This window comes from Crateriforma conspicua (assembly GCF_007752935.1).
GTDB classification, from domain to species: Bacteria; Planctomycetota; Planctomycetia; order Pirellulales; family Pirellulaceae; genus Crateriforma; species Crateriforma conspicua.
In genome coordinates this window covers 6,667,670-6,685,054 of sequence record NZ_CP036319.1, presented here as the reverse complement: position 1 = coordinate 6,685,054, position 17,385 = coordinate 6,667,670, and the positions used below count along the sequence as shown (strand labels likewise).

The 17,385-nt window shown below is 62.8% G+C and carries 7 protein-coding genes; 5 read left to right on the top strand and 2 right to left on the bottom strand.

All coding sequences use genetic code 11. The features are described from left to right. Window positions 1–372: 372 nt before the first annotated feature. Together Mal65_RS24435 and Mal65_RS24425 are read left to right on the top strand one after the other, a co-directional pair. Window positions 373–2,997: an O-antigen ligase family protein gene (locus Mal65_RS24435; RefSeq protein WP_145303863.1), complete on the top strand. Its 2,625-nt coding sequence runs from the start codon at window positions 373–375 to the stop codon at window positions 2,995–2,997. Between the two features lie 431 nt (window positions 2,998–3,428). After that, complete coding sequence (locus Mal65_RS24425) at window positions 3,429–9,536, top strand: DUF11 domain-containing protein (RefSeq protein WP_165701505.1); 6,108 nt, start codon at window positions 3,429–3,431, stop codon at window positions 9,534–9,536. Between the two features lie 250 nt (window positions 9,537–9,786). Here Mal65_RS24425 and mdoH read toward each other — a convergent pair whose 3' ends face one another. Together mdoH and Mal65_RS24415 are read right to left on the bottom strand one after the other, a co-directional pair. Further along, window positions 9,787–11,832, bottom strand: a complete 2,046-nt coding sequence (mdoH, locus tag Mal65_RS24420; protein ID WP_145303855.1) for a glucans biosynthesis glucosyltransferase MdoH — start codon at window positions 11,830–11,832, stop codon at window positions 9,787–9,789. Continuing rightward, on the bottom strand, window positions 11,810–12,319 hold the full coding sequence (locus Mal65_RS24415) for a hypothetical protein (protein ID WP_145303853.1): 510 nt from the start codon (window positions 12,317–12,319) through the stop codon (window positions 11,810–11,812). The genes mdoH and Mal65_RS24415 overlap by 23 nt, the downstream gene beginning before the upstream one ends. Before the next feature lie 705 nt (window positions 12,320–13,024). Here Mal65_RS24415 and Mal65_RS24410 point away from each other — a divergent pair. The 3 genes from Mal65_RS24410 to Mal65_RS24400 all read left to right on the top strand — a co-directional run bounded on the left by Mal65_RS24410 (window position 13,025) and on the right by Mal65_RS24400 (window position 17,379). Further along, on the top strand, window positions 13,025–14,422 hold the full coding sequence (locus Mal65_RS24410; protein ID WP_196784418.1) for a glucoamylase family protein: 1,398 nt from the start codon (window positions 13,025–13,027) through the stop codon (window positions 14,420–14,422). 101 nt (window positions 14,423–14,523) lie between these two features. Further along, window positions 14,524–16,236, top strand: coding sequence for a glucan biosynthesis protein (locus Mal65_RS24405; protein ID WP_145303849.1), 1,713 nt, complete (start codon window positions 14,524–14,526; stop codon window positions 16,234–16,236). A 126-nt stretch (window positions 16,237–16,362) separates the two neighbouring features. Next, window positions 16,363–17,379: a UbiA family prenyltransferase gene (locus Mal65_RS24400; RefSeq protein WP_145303846.1), complete on the top strand. Its 1,017-nt coding sequence runs from the start codon at window positions 16,363–16,365 to the stop codon at window positions 17,377–17,379. Window positions 17,380–17,385: the final 6 nt, after the last annotated feature.

Here is a 17,385-nt window from a genome sequence, read left to right as displayed (position 1 = left end):
GGTAGTGGGTAGTGGGTAGTGGGTAGTGGGTAGTGGGTAGTGGGTAGTGGGTAGTGGGTAGTGGGTAGTGGGTAGTGGGTAGTGGGTAGTGGGTAGTGGGTAGTGGGTAGTGGGTGTGGGTAGGGGGGGGGGGGGGGGGGGGGTGGGTAGTGGGTAGTGGGTGGGGGGGGGGGGTAGTGGGTAGTGGGTAGTGGGTAGTGGGTAGTGGGTAGTGGGTGGTGGGTGGTGGCTAGTGGCTAGTGGCTAGTGGCTAGTGGCTAGTGGCTAACGGCTAACGGCTAACGGCTAACGGCTAACGGCTAACGGCTGATGGCTGATGGCTGAGGTGTTGGGGCTGGGCTAGGATTGGGGTGTTGGGGTTTCGGTGGTTTGGTGCAGGACGCGGTTTTGGCATTCGCTCGGTATTTGGTGCACGTGTTCTTGGCGGTCGTGTTGGCGGCGTTGCCGACGGTCGTCGCGTGGGACTTCGGCGGCGTGTTCGCTTGGACCTGGTGGGCATTGTCGGGAGTGGTGTTGCTGGCGGTCGTCGCCGCGACGTTGGGCCGATCGGGGACGATGGCGATGGGCACCGACCGACGGTTCGCCGGGGCGGCATCGGACACCGGATCGGCCGGGCGACGTCAACGCTGGATCCAAGGGACGCTGGCGGTCTGGCCGCTGTTGTTTCTGTTGTCGCTGGTGGCATGGGCCGCGTTCCAGTCACTGACTTTGCCACCGGCCGTCGTTTCCGTTTTGTCGCCCGGCGCCGCGGAGGCGCATTTGCAGTGGGGGAATGAAGGGGAGTTAGGTGACGGGTTGGTGGGTGACGGGGTGGCAGGTGAAGAGGTGGCAGGTGAAGAGGTGGCAGGTGAAGAGGTGGCAGGTGACGGGGTGGCGGGTGACGGGGTGGCGGGTGACGGGGTGGCGGGTGACGGGTTGGCAGGTGAAGAGACTTCGGGGGCGCGGGCGGCGATCAGTGTTTCGCCGCACCGCAGCGAGGTATACGCGGCGCGGGCGATGATTTTGGCCGGGTTGGCATGGGCGACCTGGGTGGTGGCTCGGCATGCGACCTTGGCCGTTTTTCTGACAGTGGGGCTGGCACTGGCCGGTGCGGTGCACGCCGGGATCGGGTTCTATCAACAGGCCGAGCAGCCGAAAGTGGTTTTTGGGGGGGCCGAACGGGTGGGCAATCCGTTTGGATGCTTCGTCAATCGGAATCACGCGGGCGCGCTGATGAACTTGGGCGTCGCGGCGGCGTTGGGACTGGTGTTGGCGTCGCGAACCGGTCGCGGTCGGGCGAAGCCCGCGCGTCGGGCGTCGGTGTTCCGGCCCGCGGTGGGGCCGTCGGAAGAACCCGAGTCCCGACTCGGGGTGTCCGGCGCCAATCGTATCGGTGGGCTTTCGCCGTCTTGGCAAACGGCCGTCTGGATCGGCGGTCTGGTCGTCTTGGTCGTGGCGGCCGCGGGTGTGGTTTGGTGCGGGTCACGCGGGGCGTTGTTGGGGATGGCGGCGGGGGCTTCGGCGGTCGTCTTGGTGGTCGTCCCGACACGGTCGCTGGCGCGGTTGATCGCCGGCGGCGGGTTGTTGTTGGTGGCCGCGTTTGCGGTCGGCGAATCGTTCGACGTGCGGACCGAGTCGATCGAACGATTGGCCGAAAGCGGGCGGACCGATTTTTCTCAGGAAGGCCGCTGGGATCACTGGTCCGATGCGTGGCGGGCAAGCTTGGCCTACCTGCCATCGGGATGCGGGATGGGGGCGTACCGTTACGGTTATTTGCCGTTCCAGCAACGCGGCAGCGGAAACTGGGCGTTGGACGCGGACAATCAGTGGTTGCAGTGGTGGGTCGAAGGGGGCTTGGTCGTCGCCTTGTTGGCCGTTTTCGCGGCGGCGATGGCGGTGATGACGCTGTCGCGGTTGGTTTCGTCGCGGCGGCCGTGGACCGACCATGCACTGGGGATCGCGGGGGCCTATGCCTTGGCGGCGATCGGTGTGTCCCAGACGTTCGATTTTGCGTTGATGATGTCATCGGTCGCCGCCGGGGCGGTGATCCTTTCATCGACGGCGGCGGCACGCGGCGTGGCTTGGGAATCACAGGGGCGTCCGGCCAGCCGACGAAGCGTCAAGTTGATCGCCGCGGGGCTGATGATCCCTGGTTTGTTTTGGGCCAACCGGGTGACGCTTGACGATGCCAGAGCCGAAGCGTTGGTGCAGGCCGGCGATCGGTTGCGCGGTGATGCAGCGGAGCCCGAGCGTTGGTCGGAATTGGCCGACCGGCTGAAGCAACGTTTGGACCAGAGCCCGGATGACGAACGTTTGTGGATGGAATACGTACAAGTCCAACTGCAGTTGTTTCGCATTGCCGAAACGACCGCACGGGTGATCCAGACACGACAGCCGGCCGCGACGGTGTACGCCGACACGCGGCCGGAACGCCTTCGCCGGCAAGCGTATTCGCCGACCGATGATGGTCTTCAAGATCCCAGGCGGGCGACGAAGTTACAGCCGGCCAGCCGGCGATCGGCCGAACACTTGAGGATCGCCACCGATGCGTTGCGATCGGCGGTGCGTTCCAGCCCGCTGTCGGATCAACCACGGTGGTCGATGCTGGCGTTGGATTTCGCACCCTCGGCCGACTGGGATTCGTCGCGGGTGTGGGACCAATTGTTCCAGTTGCGGAACCGCCGTGCTGATTCGATGCGGCGGCTGGCATTGCTGGCGGATCAAATGGGCGATCGTGACCGGCAACAGGCGGCGCTGCGCCAACAGTTGGTGGTGGACCCGCGGTCACTGAAAGCCGTTTGCCGGTTGGTGCAGCAACAAGGCGACCGCTTGGACTTGGCGCAGATCATCCCCCAGGACCGTCAACTGGTGCTGCAAGCGGTCGCTTGGTGGCTGGACAACGACCGGGATCGTCTGTCCAGCCAAGCCGAATTGTTGCGGCGTGCGGCGGAATATTTGAGACTTCCGATCAGCCCCTGGGAGCGGGAGTTGAAAGGGAGGTTGGGAGTAGGCAGGTAGCAGGTAAGCAGGTAGCAGGTGGCTGGTTTTTTTAACCCTCCCGCCGGGAGGGTCGAGCCTTAGCGAGGGGAGGGTTGCGTCTATCTTCACACCCTCCCCGGATTCTCGTTCCCCTCGAATCCGATTCTCCCGGACGGCAGGAGGGGAAGTCTCGAGGTTCATTATCATCCCACCGGGAGGCATCCGAGGCGTGGGCAGTGGGCAGTGGGCAGTGGGCAGTGGGCAGTGGGCAGTGGGCAGTGGGCAGTGGGCGGCCTGGTTTTCCTAGTCCGGTTGTTTTGCGTAGGTTGCGTGGTCCACAATTTCGGCTTCTCTAGATTCGCCAGCTTGTGATGGTCCGTGGTGGACCGGCGGCTTGGCGGGGTTTTCGGACTCACGGGGGGCCGGCCGGTCGGCCCGCTGGAGACGAGGGATTGCCAGGGGGACCAGCGATGAAGATGCCGAAACCGCGACGCCGATCGTCGCGCCGACCACGTCCGTACAACGCCCGCGTGCTGCGACGTCTGATCGCCGAACCGCTGGAATCCCGGCGTTTGCTGGCGGCCACCGACTTGGCGATGATCGGTGGGCTGGTTTTCAAAGATGTCACCGGCGACGGATTCACGGCCGGTGAGCAGGTATCTGGGGCTCAGGTCGCTCTGTACCGCGACAACGGCAACGGATCGTTCGATTCCGGCACCGACACGCTGGTGACCACGGCGACGACCGGCACCGACGGCCGGTACACGCTGAACCGATTGACCGCCGGCAATTACTTCGTGCTACAAGATGCCCAGACGGTCGACGGCCGAACGTTGCTGCGGAACGTGTCGCCGATGATCACGATCAGCGGGACCGACGTCGAAGGCCGCATCGTCCAAGTCGTCGACGATTTTGATCAGACGCAACAACAAGTCGTCGACACCACCAACGATGGCGTGCCGGTGACCAGTTCGGTCGCCGCGCCCGAGGCGATCGGCGGCGAACGTGATCTGTACGTCAACAAGACCAGCGTCAACGGCGCGGTCCAATTGGAGGTCGACAACCCGCTGTTGCCGAATCTGTTGACGTTTGATTCCTTGGCCACCGGTGATGGCGAGCGGCGTGTCACCTGGGACGGACCCGACGGGGATGCGACGACGGTTGACGACACCGGGCTGGGGACGGTGGATTTGACCGACGCCGCCGATGCGATCGGGCTGCAACTGCAGATCGGCGCCGATTTGCCGGGCGGCCAAGCGGTCGTGCGGATCTACAGTGATGACGGCAATGGGGCGACGGCCCAGCGATTCAGCAGCGCGACACTGAACATCCCGCAAACCGGCGGCGGCGTATCGTCGGCAGAATTCTTGCCGTTTTCCAGTTTCGTGGCGGCGGCAGGCGGCGGCGTGGACATCAACAACGTCGGCGCGATCGAACTGGAAATCACCGGATCGGCCAACGTCAACGGGACCGCCGAATTGGTCGGAACGGTCGGACAGACCGCGTTCACGGCGGATTTCGATAACTTCACGCCGACCATTGATCTGTCGTTGTCCAAGACGTCGGCCAGTGGCGAGGTCGCCGTCGGCGAAAGCACCACCTTTACCATCACCGTCAACAACGCGGGCCCGGTGGCCGCCACGGGCGTCGTCGTCCAAGACGTGTTGCCCGCCGGCATGACGTTGGTGTCTCAAACGACAAGCCAAGGCACCTACAACGCAACGACCGGACGTTGGGAAGTCGGCGACGTTGCGGTGTCGGCCAGCCACACGTTGTCCATCACCGCAAGGATGGACACCCCGGGGACCAAAACCAACATCGCCGAAGTGATCGCGGCCGACCAAACGGACATCGACAGCACTCCGGGCAACGGTGCGGCCGGCGAAGACGACCGGGCGACGGTGTCGATCTTGTCACCGCAAATCGATTTGTCGATCGCCAAGACGGCTAGCGATCTGTCGCCCGATGTTGGCGAAAACGTGACGTTCACGGTGACGCTGTCCAACGCCGGACCGGATGCCGCGACGGGGGTCACCGTCCGCGACGTACTTCCGGCCGGATTGAACTTCGTTTCCGCGACGCCCAGCCAGGGCAGCTACGAATCCGGGACAGGCGTGTGGACTGTCGGCAGTGTGAATGCCGGCTCCGGTGCAACACTCAGTATCATCGCCGGCGTCACGTCGACGGGATCGATTCAGAACGTCGCCGAAGTTCTGGCGGCCGACCAGCCCGATGCAGACAGCACGCCGGGCAACGGCGCGACCGGCGAAGACGACTTGGCCACCGTCACATTGGATCCACAGCAGATCGACCTGTCGCTGATTAAAACGGTCGACAATGCGGCGCCCAATCGGGGTGACAACGTGACCTTTACGATCACACTCGGTAACGCCGGTCCATCCGCGGCGACCGGCGTGATCGTTCGTGACGCGATTCCCGCGGGGCTGACGTTCGTTTCGTCGGCACCGTCGATCGGCAGCTACAACACGACCACGGGCCAGTGGATCGCCGGCACTGTGGCGGCGGGCACCAGCCAGACGTTGCAACTGGTGGCTCGTGTCGATTCCGTGGCGGTCGCGACCAACGTGGCGGAGGTCATTGCGGCCGATCAGACGGACGTCGACAGCACACCGAACAACAACGTCCCAGCCGAAGACGACCAGTCCAGCGTCGTCGTCACGCCGGCCAGCGCGGACCTGTCGTTGACCAAGACGATCGACAACGTGGCGGCCAACGTCGGCCAAAATGCGACGTTCACGATCACGGTGCAAAACGGTGGCCCCAGTGCGGCGTCCGGTGTCCAGGTGACCGACTTGTTGCCCGCGGGTGTGTCGTTCGTGTCGTCGTCGCCGTCGCAAGGTGGGTACAACGCGGCGACCGGCGTGTGGGACGTCGGCACGATCGGCGGCGGGGCCAGTGCGACGCTCGCGATCGTGGCTCAGGTGCAATCGCCTGGAACCAAAACGAACACGGCACAGATCAGTGCGGCGGACCAATTTGATCCCGACAGTACACCGGGAAACAACGCACCGGCTGAAGACGACCAGGCATCGGTCAATCTGGTGCCACCGACGATCGATCTGTCGTTGGATAAGACTGTCGACCAGGATCGGCCCAACGTCGGCGATACCGTGCGATTCACCGTTTCGGTCAGCAACGCGGGACCGGACGCGGCCAGTGGTGTGGTGGTTCGCGACGTCTTACCCGCCGGGCTGACCTTTGTCGGTGCGACGCCGGGTGCCGGGATCTATGACGTTGGGACCGGCCAGTGGAATGTCGGCGGGGTCACCAGTGGCCAGACGGTCTCGCTGGCCATCGACGCCACGGTGACGGGAACCACGACGATCAGCAACCAAGCGGAAGTCATCGCGGCGGACCAGTTCGACATCGACAGCACGCCGGGCGAAGGTGGCGAGGGGGAAGACGACATTGCCAGCGTTTCGATCACCCCGGCCAGCGCGGACTTGTCGCTGACCAAGACGGTCGACAATGCCACCCCCAACGTCGGCGAAAACGTCAGCTTCACGGTGACGGTGTCCAACGCGGGACCCGACACGGCGACGGGGGTGGTCGTGCGCGACTTGCTGCCGGCGGGATTGAACTTTGTCAGCGCGACGCCGGGGCAGGGGACTTACAACGCGGCCACGGGCTTGTGGACCGCGGGCCAGATCGCCAGTGGCGCGACCGGCACGCTGAATCTGATCGCGACCGTGACATCAACCGACGCTTTGACCAACACGGCGGAGATCACCGCGGCCGACCAACGCGACCCTGATTCAACGCCTGGGAACGGCAGTGTGTCCGAAGACGATCTGGCGACGGTTGGCGTTCGTGGCCAGCAAATCGATTTGTCGTTGACCAAGACCGTCGACAACGCCGCGCCGAATGTCGGTGACGAAATCACGTTCACGATCACGGTTCGCAACGACGGCGTATCACCGGCGACGGGCGTCCAAGTTCGCGACATCTTGCCGGCCGGTTTGACGCCCCGCGGCACGTCGCCGTCGCAGGGCAGTTTGAACACGTCGACCAGTATTTGGACCGTGGGCGATTTGGCGGTCGGCGGTACCGCGACGATCGACGTGGTCGTCCGGGTCGATCAGATCTTGGAGATCGAAAATGTTGCGGAGGTCATCGCGGCGGACCAGCCCGATGTCGACAGCACTCCGGACAACAACGTTGCAGCTGAAGACGATCAGGATGCGGTGACCGTACGGACGCCGGTGTCAGATTTGAGTCTGGTCAAGGGTGTCGACAACGACCGACCGAATGTCGGCGACGTGGTCATCTTCGATCTGACGGTGACCAACGGCGGGCCCGATCCGGCGGTCGGCGTGGAGGTCACGGATTTGCTGCCCGAGGGGATCGAATACATCAGCAACAGTCTGAGCCAGGGCAGCTACAACGCCACGACCGGCATTTGGACGATCGGCAACTTAGCGGTCGGATCCACCGCAACGCTGGGTCTGCGCGGTCGCGTCAGTGCCGATGCGGCGGATCCTTTGGCGGCGAAAACCAATACGGCGGAGATCACCGCGGCGGGCCAAGCGGACAGTGATTCGACGCCGGGCAACCGCAATCCCGACGAAGACGATTTTGATCAAGCCACGATCACGCCGATGGCGATCGATCTGTCGTTGGAAAAGACGGTCAGTGACGCGGCACCATCGGTCGGCGGCACGGTCACCTACACCGTGACGGTTCGCAATGACGGCGACGATCCCGCCACCGGTGTCCAGATTCGTGACCGACTGCCCGACGGGGTGACCTTGGTCAGCGTGAATGAATCGCAGGGATCGTTTAACGCGGCAAGCGGCGTGTGGTCGGTGCCGCAGGTCGACGTCGGCGGATCGGCGACGTTGCAACTGGAGGTCTTGGTGGATTCACCGGGAACGCTGATCAACCAGGCGGAAGTGATCGCGGCGGACCAACTGGATCGTGACAGCACGCCGGACAACGACGTCGACGGCGAAGATGATCAGGCGGACGTGACTCTGGTGACTCAAGAGGCCGATCTGTCGCTGACCAAGACCGTCGACAACGCGACGCCGGGGGTCGGCGAAGAAGCCGTCTTTACCCTGGAAATTCGGAACGACGGACCTGATGCGGCCGAATCGATCGTCGTCCGGGATGTCTTGCCCAGTGGCCTGGGTTTCTCCGGTGCAACGGCGAGTTCCGGTTCGTACAACGCGTCCAACGGCCAGTGGTCGATACCCGCATTGGCTGCTTCGCAGACGGCGACACTACAGATTCGCGTCACGGCGGATTCGGTCGGCGAAAAGATCAATGCGGCGGAGATCATTCAGTCCAGCGAGTTTGATCCCGACAGCACACCGGACAACGGATTGGATGACGAAGACGACTACGCCACCGTTTCATTGTCGCCTCAATTGGTCGATTTGGCCCTGTCCAAAGACGTCGACGACGCGCGGCCCACACGAGGCCAGCGTGTGACGTTCACGTTGCGATTGAGTAACGACGGACCGTCCCGGGCCACGGGGGTTCAGGTCCGCGATGTGTTGCCCGATTCGTTGACTTTTGAAAACGCCTTGGCAAGTGTCGGCAATTACAGCCCGCTGTCGGGTCTGTGGACGATCGATTCGCTTGATTCCGGTGGCGAAGTCACGTTGGCGATCGAAGCACTCGTCGGGGACGTCGCCGCGGCGTCGAACGTGGCCGAAGTCGTCGCGGCGGATCAGCCTGATGCCGACAGCACGCCCGACAACGACGAGGAGGCGGAAGACGATTTCGCACGCGTCGACTTGGAAACGCAGGTGGCCGATCTTTCCGTCGCGGTGGCCGCCGATCGGACCTCGGCCAACCAAGGCGATCCCGTGATCTTTACGGTCACCCTGGACAATGCGGGCCCCGATGCGGCAACGGACGTCGTGGTTTCGACCGTGTTGCCCGCCGGATTGGTGTTTGCCGAAGCTCAACCGTCGGTCGGCACCTACGACCCGGCGACCGGTCAGTGGTCGGTCGATTCACTTGCCAACGGGTCCGCCGCGACGTTGCGATTGCTGACCACTATCGACGGTCGGGACGTTCAGTCCGTGACGGCGGAGGTCAGTTCGGTTCGCCAGTTCGATCCCGACAGCACGCCGGGCAACGGGGTGGTCGGCGAGGACGATTTGGACGAGGCGGCCGTCACGCCGGTGCTGATCGACGTGTCGGTGACCGGCACGATCGACAACGATGAACCACTGGAAGGCGACCGTGTGACGATCGAATTCACCGCGACCAACGACGGACCCGACGGGGCGACCGGGCTGGTGTTGGAAACGATGTTGCCCGATGGCATGTCATTGGTCAGTGTCCAGGCGGGACGTGGGGCCTATGACACCGCCAGCGGGACGTGGAATCTGGGTTCGCTGGCGGCGGGCCAATCGGCGACACTGACGTTCGTTGCGGTGGTCGATGAACGCGGCGTTAAAACGATGCCGATCGAGGTGGTGGCGGCGGATCAGGTGGACATCGACAGCACGCCGGGCAACGGCGGAGTGGATGAAGACGACCGGTTCGAGTTGTTGATCCGGGCGCCGCGGTTGTTGACCAAGCGGTTGTTTTTGGCGCGTTGATGGGTTGGCCCGAGGAAGGCCGGGGGGTTGTGGGATGGGGTCCCGAGGCCTGACGGCCGGCGGCTCACGGGGGTGCGGTGGTCCGAGGGCGGACGGCGGATTGGGGGATGGCGGATTGGGGGATGGCGGATTGGGGGATGGCAGGGCCCGAGGCCTGACGGCCGGCGGCTCACGGGGATGAGGTGGTCCGAGGGCGGATGGCGGATTGCGGGATGGGGTCCCGAGGCCTGACGGACGGCGGGTTGGGGGATTAGGCGCTGAGGCGTGACAGGCTGCCGACGTGCATTTGCCGCAGCAGCCCGACGTCGCACAGCATGCGCCGCTGCAGTGGTGCCGGGATTTCGTCGACGCCGATGTCGTAGTGCCGCAGCACTTCATGTCGGTCTTCGTCGGACAACGTGACCGCACTTTCGCTGGCCGAGACGACTTGTTGGTGGGTCAGCAGAAACGCGGGATCACGCAACAGTCGGTGCAACGCACGCTCCGGTGCAGTGTCCTGTTTCGGTGAAACGTTTTGATCCAACGCGACTTTGAAATCGTCGTACAGCCGTGGCGAATCGGTTTCCTCTGGGATGATCAACAGTCCCAAACGCTGCATCGCAACGCCAAGGCCTCGACTGCCCAACATCATCGCCAGCGGGATCGCCAACAACCAACCGGCCAAGATCGGAACGAACCAAGGCAACAGAGGCGGGGCGGCGTAGGCGACCACGGCGGTGGCCAGGATGCCGATCGCCGTCATGCCGCCGAAATCGCCGGCCGCTTGTCCTAACGTCACGCCGTGTTCGTCACGCTGTTGGGCGCCCCAGTGGACCTTGCGGCCGCGAAGTGTGGAGACGACGAATCGGCTGTGCAGCACCGCCATGATGGGCGACAGCAGCACCGACATGACGGTTTCCAAAACCGCGGACAGCGCCACTCGAATTGCACCGCCAAATTGCGCGGAACGTCCCGACAGCCAGATTTCCGTCACGCCATAGGCTTTGGGAATCAACAGCATGACCATCGCGGCGCCGAACAACGCGAAGCGTCCAAATCGGTCGAACCAATCCGCCGAAGCGGCCGGCTGATCGAACGCCCATCCGGCCAAGCATGTCACGGTGAACAGGATCCAAAGCGGCGATGCCACATAGGACATCACGCCGCTGGCGAAGTGCAGCCGGCTGACCGGGTGAAAGCCTTCGCTGACCACCAATCGGCTGTGTTGCAAATTACCTTGGCACCAACGCTGGTCGCGCTGGGCGTAATCGGTCAGCGTCGTCGGGCATTCTTCGTAGCTGCCGGCCAGATCGGTGGCCAAGCGAACTTTCCAGCCCCGGCGAACCATCAATGCGGCTTCGACAAAATCGTGCGACAGGATTTCACCGCCCAGCGGCGCTTGCCCGGGCAGCACGGGCAAATCACAGCACTGACAGAACGCTTCGACGCGAATGATCGCGTTGTGTCCCCAGTAATTGCCTTGATCGCCTGCCCAGGCGTCGAAGCCTTCGACAAAGACCGGGCCGTACGCCTGCGCGGCAAACTGCTGAAGACGTGCGAACAGGGACGCGCGTCCGATCGGTGCGGGTGGAACTTGTAAGATGCCGAGTTCCGGATCGCCGTCCATTCGCCGTGTCATTTCGAACATCGTCGATGGGGCCATCAAACTATCGGCGTCCAGCACGATCATGAAAGGATAGGGCTGCGACCAACGGTGGCAAAAGTCGGCAATGTTGCCCGCTTTGCGACCCTTGTTTTCATTGCGGTGTCGATAGAACACACGGCACACCTGGGACACATCGGCCGGCAAACGGTCTCGCAGGTTTGCCCACGTCTGTTCTTCGGCCAACCAAGTGTCGACGTTGGTGCTGTCGCTGAGCACGAAAAAGTCAAATTCGATACCGGGATTCTGGGCTGATTCGCGGGCGATTCCGCGCATCATCGCTTCGATCCGCGCGAACACGTCGTCGGGCGATTCGTTGTACACCGGGACCAGCACCGCGGTCTTCAGCGACGTTTCCGGTGATCCGTCGCGGGACCACGTCGGGCGCGAAGCGGAAAAGATGCGGCGACAAAACCCAAAGGTCGCGACACAAAATGAAAACGCGATCCAGGTCCACAGAACGGCGAACAGGGCCGCCGATGCCGCATCCCAAAAACCGAGTTCGCCCCCATCAAATCCACGGTCCGGTCCGCCCGACGCGACGCTGCGGACATAGGCGGCAATGCCCAGGACCGACAGCACAAACGTGGCGGCGCCGATCAGCCAACGCGCCGCGCGGGTGCCGGCGGCTTCACTTGCTGTGTCGCGCGTCATCGTGACTCCAGTGGTTCGAAGGAACGCGAACGGAACCGGTCGACAGAATCCAGCGTCCCAGCGTGGTCGATTGCAGACGCGCCACCCACCAATCGATCCGCAGCGGTCCGATCAGACCGGGCGTCGTGTTGGTGACCAGCGCGCGGGGCTGGATCGTGGGAATGACAACTTGTTGCGTCGGAGTAGACGTTTGATGGTGTTTGGTGGCGACGGCTTCGAAAGCCAGGTCCAGCGTCAGGCCGGGCAGTCGTTCTTCGTCGATTGATCCCGCGTCGCCGCCGGCGCTCAAGCGTTGGCGGGCGGTTTCGACCAAGCGGTGGCATTCATCACGCAAAACATCAGGGTGATGGATGCCGCAGTGGCGCAAGTAATTCGCGGCGGCGATCAGGGCGCGATCGATCGCGGATACCGGCGAATCGCTTGTCCGGGCATCGGCGGCCGGGGGGGCAATGGTCAGGGCGCCAGTCGGTTCGGTCGTCAAATTCATGGCTTTCTCGACTGAAACAAAACAGAAAAGAGGGAGAGAAAAGTTGCGGTTTCCGGTCGTTCGGTTCGCGTCACGTCTGAAAGGGAAACGGTCGCGTCGCGATGGAAGCCTGGGAATCGTGTGAAACCCGTGACTCCGGTGCGACGTTATGTTCCTTTCAAAAAATCGGCGTTCGGGCCGGTCACCTCAACCTATCTTTTGGCGGTTGTCCGCCGTCGGAAAAGCCGGATCTGGCGCCATTGTGTTTAAGGGCAAACGCAAGGGCGTTCGGGCATTCCAACGATCGATGGTTCCACCGTGCGACAAACGTGAATTTGTGAAGTAAACGGCATCAAAACTGTCGGTTCTGACGGTCGCAAAACCCATGCCCAAAAATCGGGTCTTGTCGCGGTGATGGGCCCGCAGCGGAGATTCCTGGTGCCGTGATTGCGACGCTCGGTGGAGGGCGAATTTCAGAAAACGCAGCGGTCTCGAAGACCGAAAAGACGTAAACGACAGGTCGCAAGATTCAACTTGTGAATTCCGTGCGAAGCCACTATCGTGCGGTCGTGTCCCGTTGTCGCCCGTGTTGTGTTGCCTTGGCCTCCGTTAGGCGGTTGTTACACAGGGCTGGCGCGGACAATTCCCGCCTGTGTTGATCCCCACCCCCCGCCTCCGGTGCATCCCCTTGCGCCCCGGTAGCCCCCGCCTTCGATGGTGCCGGAAATGTTTCGACGACGCTTTCTTTTGTCCGGCGCGGCCGCCGGTTCGACGCTGATCGGTGTCGGAACGCCCGCTTGGATTGCCGCGATCGAGTCATCGGTGAACGATGATCTGCCAGTGCGTCGGTCCGATGGTCGGTGGCCGGGCCAGGGTAGCGATATGCGGGACGGCGGAATGACCGAACAACAGACAGTGTTCTTGGACGATTTGCGTCAACGCTGTTACCAGTACTTCGTCGACGCCGCCGATCCGGATACGGGGCTGATTGCCGACCGCGGACGCGCCGACGGCAGCGGTTTCAGTGATCACGCCAGCATGGCGGCATGCGGTTTCGGATTGTCCGCCCACGCCTTGGCGGGCCAGAACGGTTGGGTCAGTCCCGGTGTGGCGCGAGACCGCGTTGCCAAGTTGATGGTGTCGCTTCGGGATCGCGTCCAACATGAACGTGGCTTTCTGTATCACTTTGTCGACCGACGCACGGGGCGTCGAGCGCTGCGCAGTGAAGCTTCGTCCATCGACACCGCATTGCTGATCGCCGGTGCGATGCACGCTCAGATGATCTACGCGAACGATCGCGTGATTTCCGATGCGGCGGACGAGATCTATCAGCGGGTCGATTGGCGATGGTTGCTGGGCGACAACGATTGTCTGCACATGGGTTACACGCCGGAGATCGGGATTTTGCCGGCTCAGTGGGACACATTCAGCGAGCTGACGATCTTGGTGCTGCTGGCGATCGGTGCACCGCAGTCGCCGATCCCGGCGCGGTGTTGGGAAGCTTGGCAGCGTGGGCCGGTGCTGCACCACCAGGGGCAACCGTTCATGTCGTACCCGCCGTTGTTTGTTCACCAGTATCCGACGGCGTTCTTTGATTTTCGCCGTCTGGTGTCGTCCGGAGGCCGCAGTTTTTGGCAAAACGCCCAGGTGGCCCATCGCGCCCATCAGCAATTCATGAAAGATTTGGCGAACGCGGATCCGCACCGCATGGGCCACTACGGCGAAGACCTGTGGGGGATCACCAGTAGCGACAGCGCCCACGGGTATCGCGACTGGGGCGGCCCCTATCACGACGGGCCGGCGCGACCAGATCGTGGCATTGATGGGACGATCGTTCCCAGTGCCGCCGGTGGAGCGTTGGCGATTGTGCCACAGTCGGCAATGCACACGTTGCAATACCAGCGCCAGGCCTTTGGCGATGCCGTCTATGGTCGGTATGGATTCGTCAACGCATTCAACCCGTCCAACGGTTGGGTGAACCCCGATGTGATCGGTATCGACACCGGAATCACCCTGTTGATGGCGTCCAATCGGTTCGGCGACCAGGTATGGACGCCCTTCATGCAGCACCCGGCCGCACGACGTGCACTTTCGCTGGCCGGTTTCCGTGCAGCGGCGGCTTAGTCGGGCGCACGGGGCACGGTAGACGGATTGCCAGATCTGGCAGCGTGGGCAAAATGCATCGGCTTTTCTGATGCTTTTGCTCCTCGTTCGGTGCTTCGTTGATGCGTTTCTTTCATGCTCCGGTGCGGTGGTTGGTTTGTGTGGCGTGGGTGCTGTTGTTGGTCCGGGCCACGACCGCTGCCGACGACGCCGTGGTCAGCCGATTTGCACCGACCGCCGATGGCGGGACGACCTATCTGGACCAATACATCAAGGTTCGTGATTTTGATGATTTGAAATCGCTGGCACAGTCCGCGTCGTTATACGACTGTGTGCCGACCGACCCGTTGCCCCAGCCGTTGGACTCGTGGAGCTATGACGATTACATCAAAGTCGGGTTTCGTCATCGTCGTGCCACCTGGTGGAATCAAGGTCTTCCGTTTTGGTTCGAAACGTTTCATCGCGGTTTTGTCCAAGTTGACCGCGTCGAGCTGTTCACGCTGATCCCCAGTGCCGGGGACCAACCGATTTGCCAACGCATCAAGTTCAGCAAGCAGGACTTTGAATACCAGCCGCCGTTGGATGAATCCACGATCCCGGCCGCCGGACATGCCGGAGTGAAATTGATCGGGCGGTTTCCCGGGACCGACCGTGCCGAAGAAGTCTTGAGCTTTCTGGGGTCCAGCTATTTTCGCGGACGCAGTGGTGACTGTGTTTATGGGGCGTCGGCCCGCGGTATTGCGATCGACATTGCGATGCAGAAGGTGGAGGAGTTTCCTGACTTTCGCGCGTTTTGGATCACGCTGCCCGCGGCCGAGGATGATTCGTTGACGATTCTGGCGCACTTGGACAGCCCCAGTGTCAGCGGCGCGTATCGGTTTCGCTTGTTTCCCGGCGAAGCCGACACGCGGGTGTCAGTGGAGGCCGAACTGTATTTCCGTCGCGTGCCCGACAAGGTCGCCTACGCGCCACTGACCAGCATGTGGATGTGGGGTGACGGATTGAAGGGACCACCCAAGGACGCGAGGCCCGGTGTGCACGACAGCGACGGGCTGTTGATCCGAACCGCTGATCTTCAGTGGCAATGGCGTCCGTTCGCACGACAAGATTACCCATCGGTGACGTCGACCGAGGTCGAACAGTTGTTGGGCTTTGGGTTGATTCAACGGAACCGTGCGTTCTTTCATTACGACGACCACAACGCGCGATACGACATGCGTCCCAGTTTGTGGGTGGTTCCCAAAAAGCCTTGGACCGATGGTTCGATCGAACTGTTGGAATTGCCCGGCGCGCATGAAGGCGTCGATAACTTGGGGGCCTATTGGTTACCAAAGGAAACGCCGGAGGTGGGCAGGCCGGTGGCTTTGGAATACGACATTCATTTCTTTGCCGGCGATCCGCCGCAGCACAACGCCTTGGCCCGGGCCACCAATCTGGACGTGACACGACCGGATCGATCGGTCCCGCCGAAACAGGCGGATTCGTCTGGGCAAGATGCGGCCGACACGCGGGCGACTGACGCGAAAGTGGCCGATGCGGTGATCGGGATCGAAGTCCGGTTTACCGGTCCGTCGATTCGTGGGCTTCCCTCCGATTCGCCACCGCAAGCCCAAACATCGGCGGTGCGTGGTGTGATGCAGAACCCGACGCTGAAGCGGACCGAACAGGGCGATTGGATCTTGCGGGCCGAGGTGATTCCCGAAGGCGATGGTCCGGTGGAATTGGAAGTCCAGTTGATCAGCGCGGGTGAACCCGTATCGGAACAGTGGACGTACTTGCTGCCGCCGTGGGAACCGTCGTTTGTCTATCCGGCGGTCTACACCCGCCAGGAATAATCGCAACGGTTGCCGGCGGCGGCGTCGATCGGGATCGTCGCGGTGTGGACGCATCCTGTGTCGGTCATTCCGCCGGGTGTCTACACTGGTCGGTTTGTGATTCCGACCGTTGAATGATTTTCTGATATGGCCTCCCGCACCGAATCCGCCAGCCAAGCTGACGGGGACAATCGCCCACAGAACTCTGATCCCCGGCCCTCGTGGTTGGCATGGGGGCAGTTGGTGCGTCTGCCCAATGTGTTCACCGTCTTGGCCGACGTGGCGGCCGGTTATTTGATCGTCGCCGGTGGTGCCGAACCGGTACCGCGTTTCGTTGCGGTGTTGATTGCCGGGGTGCTGTTGTACTGGGCCGGGATGATTTTGAACGACGTTTTTGACGTCCAGAAGGATCGTCAACAACGGCCACAGCGTCCGTTGGCATCGGGGGCGATCAGCGTGTCGGTCGCACGTGCGGTTGGCATTGCCATGTTGGTCGGTGGCGTGATTGTCGCGGCGGTGGCCGGTCAGTTGGTGGCGGACGATTCGGCCCCGGCGGCCAATTGGACGCCGGCAATGGTGGCGGCCGCCTTGGCCGTGTCGGTTCTGTTGTACGACGGGCCGTTGAAGGCGACGCCCGTTGGGCCGTTGGCGATGGGAATGTGTCGTGTGCTGAGTTTCCTGTTGGGCGCCGCACCCCATTTCGCGTCACCGGCGGAATTCCCCACGTGGTTGCTGGGCATGGCGGCCGGGATGGGCATGTTTGTGATGGGCGTGACCACGATCGGACGCCGCGAAGCGGAGAAGACGATCGATGGATTCCAGCCCAATCTGTGGACCGGGACGATCGTGGTCGCGCTGGGCGGTGCGATGGTCGGTGTCGCACCGCGGCTGGGGATCAATGCGGTTGCCTGGCAATTGTCACCGGGCGGTCCGTTCTTGTTGTTGGTGGCGATGGTTGTGTTTCCGGTGGTGGTTCGAGGTTTTCGCGCGGCGCGGTTGGGAACGCCTGATTCGATCCAGTCGGCCGTCCGCAGCGGTGTGTTGACGATCATCCCGTTGGCGGCGGCGATCGCCTTTTTGGGAGCCGGGCCGTTTTGGGGTTTGTTGATCTTTGCGGGCGTCATGCCGGCGCTGGGGCTGTCACGATACTTTCGGGTGACCTGATGCGAT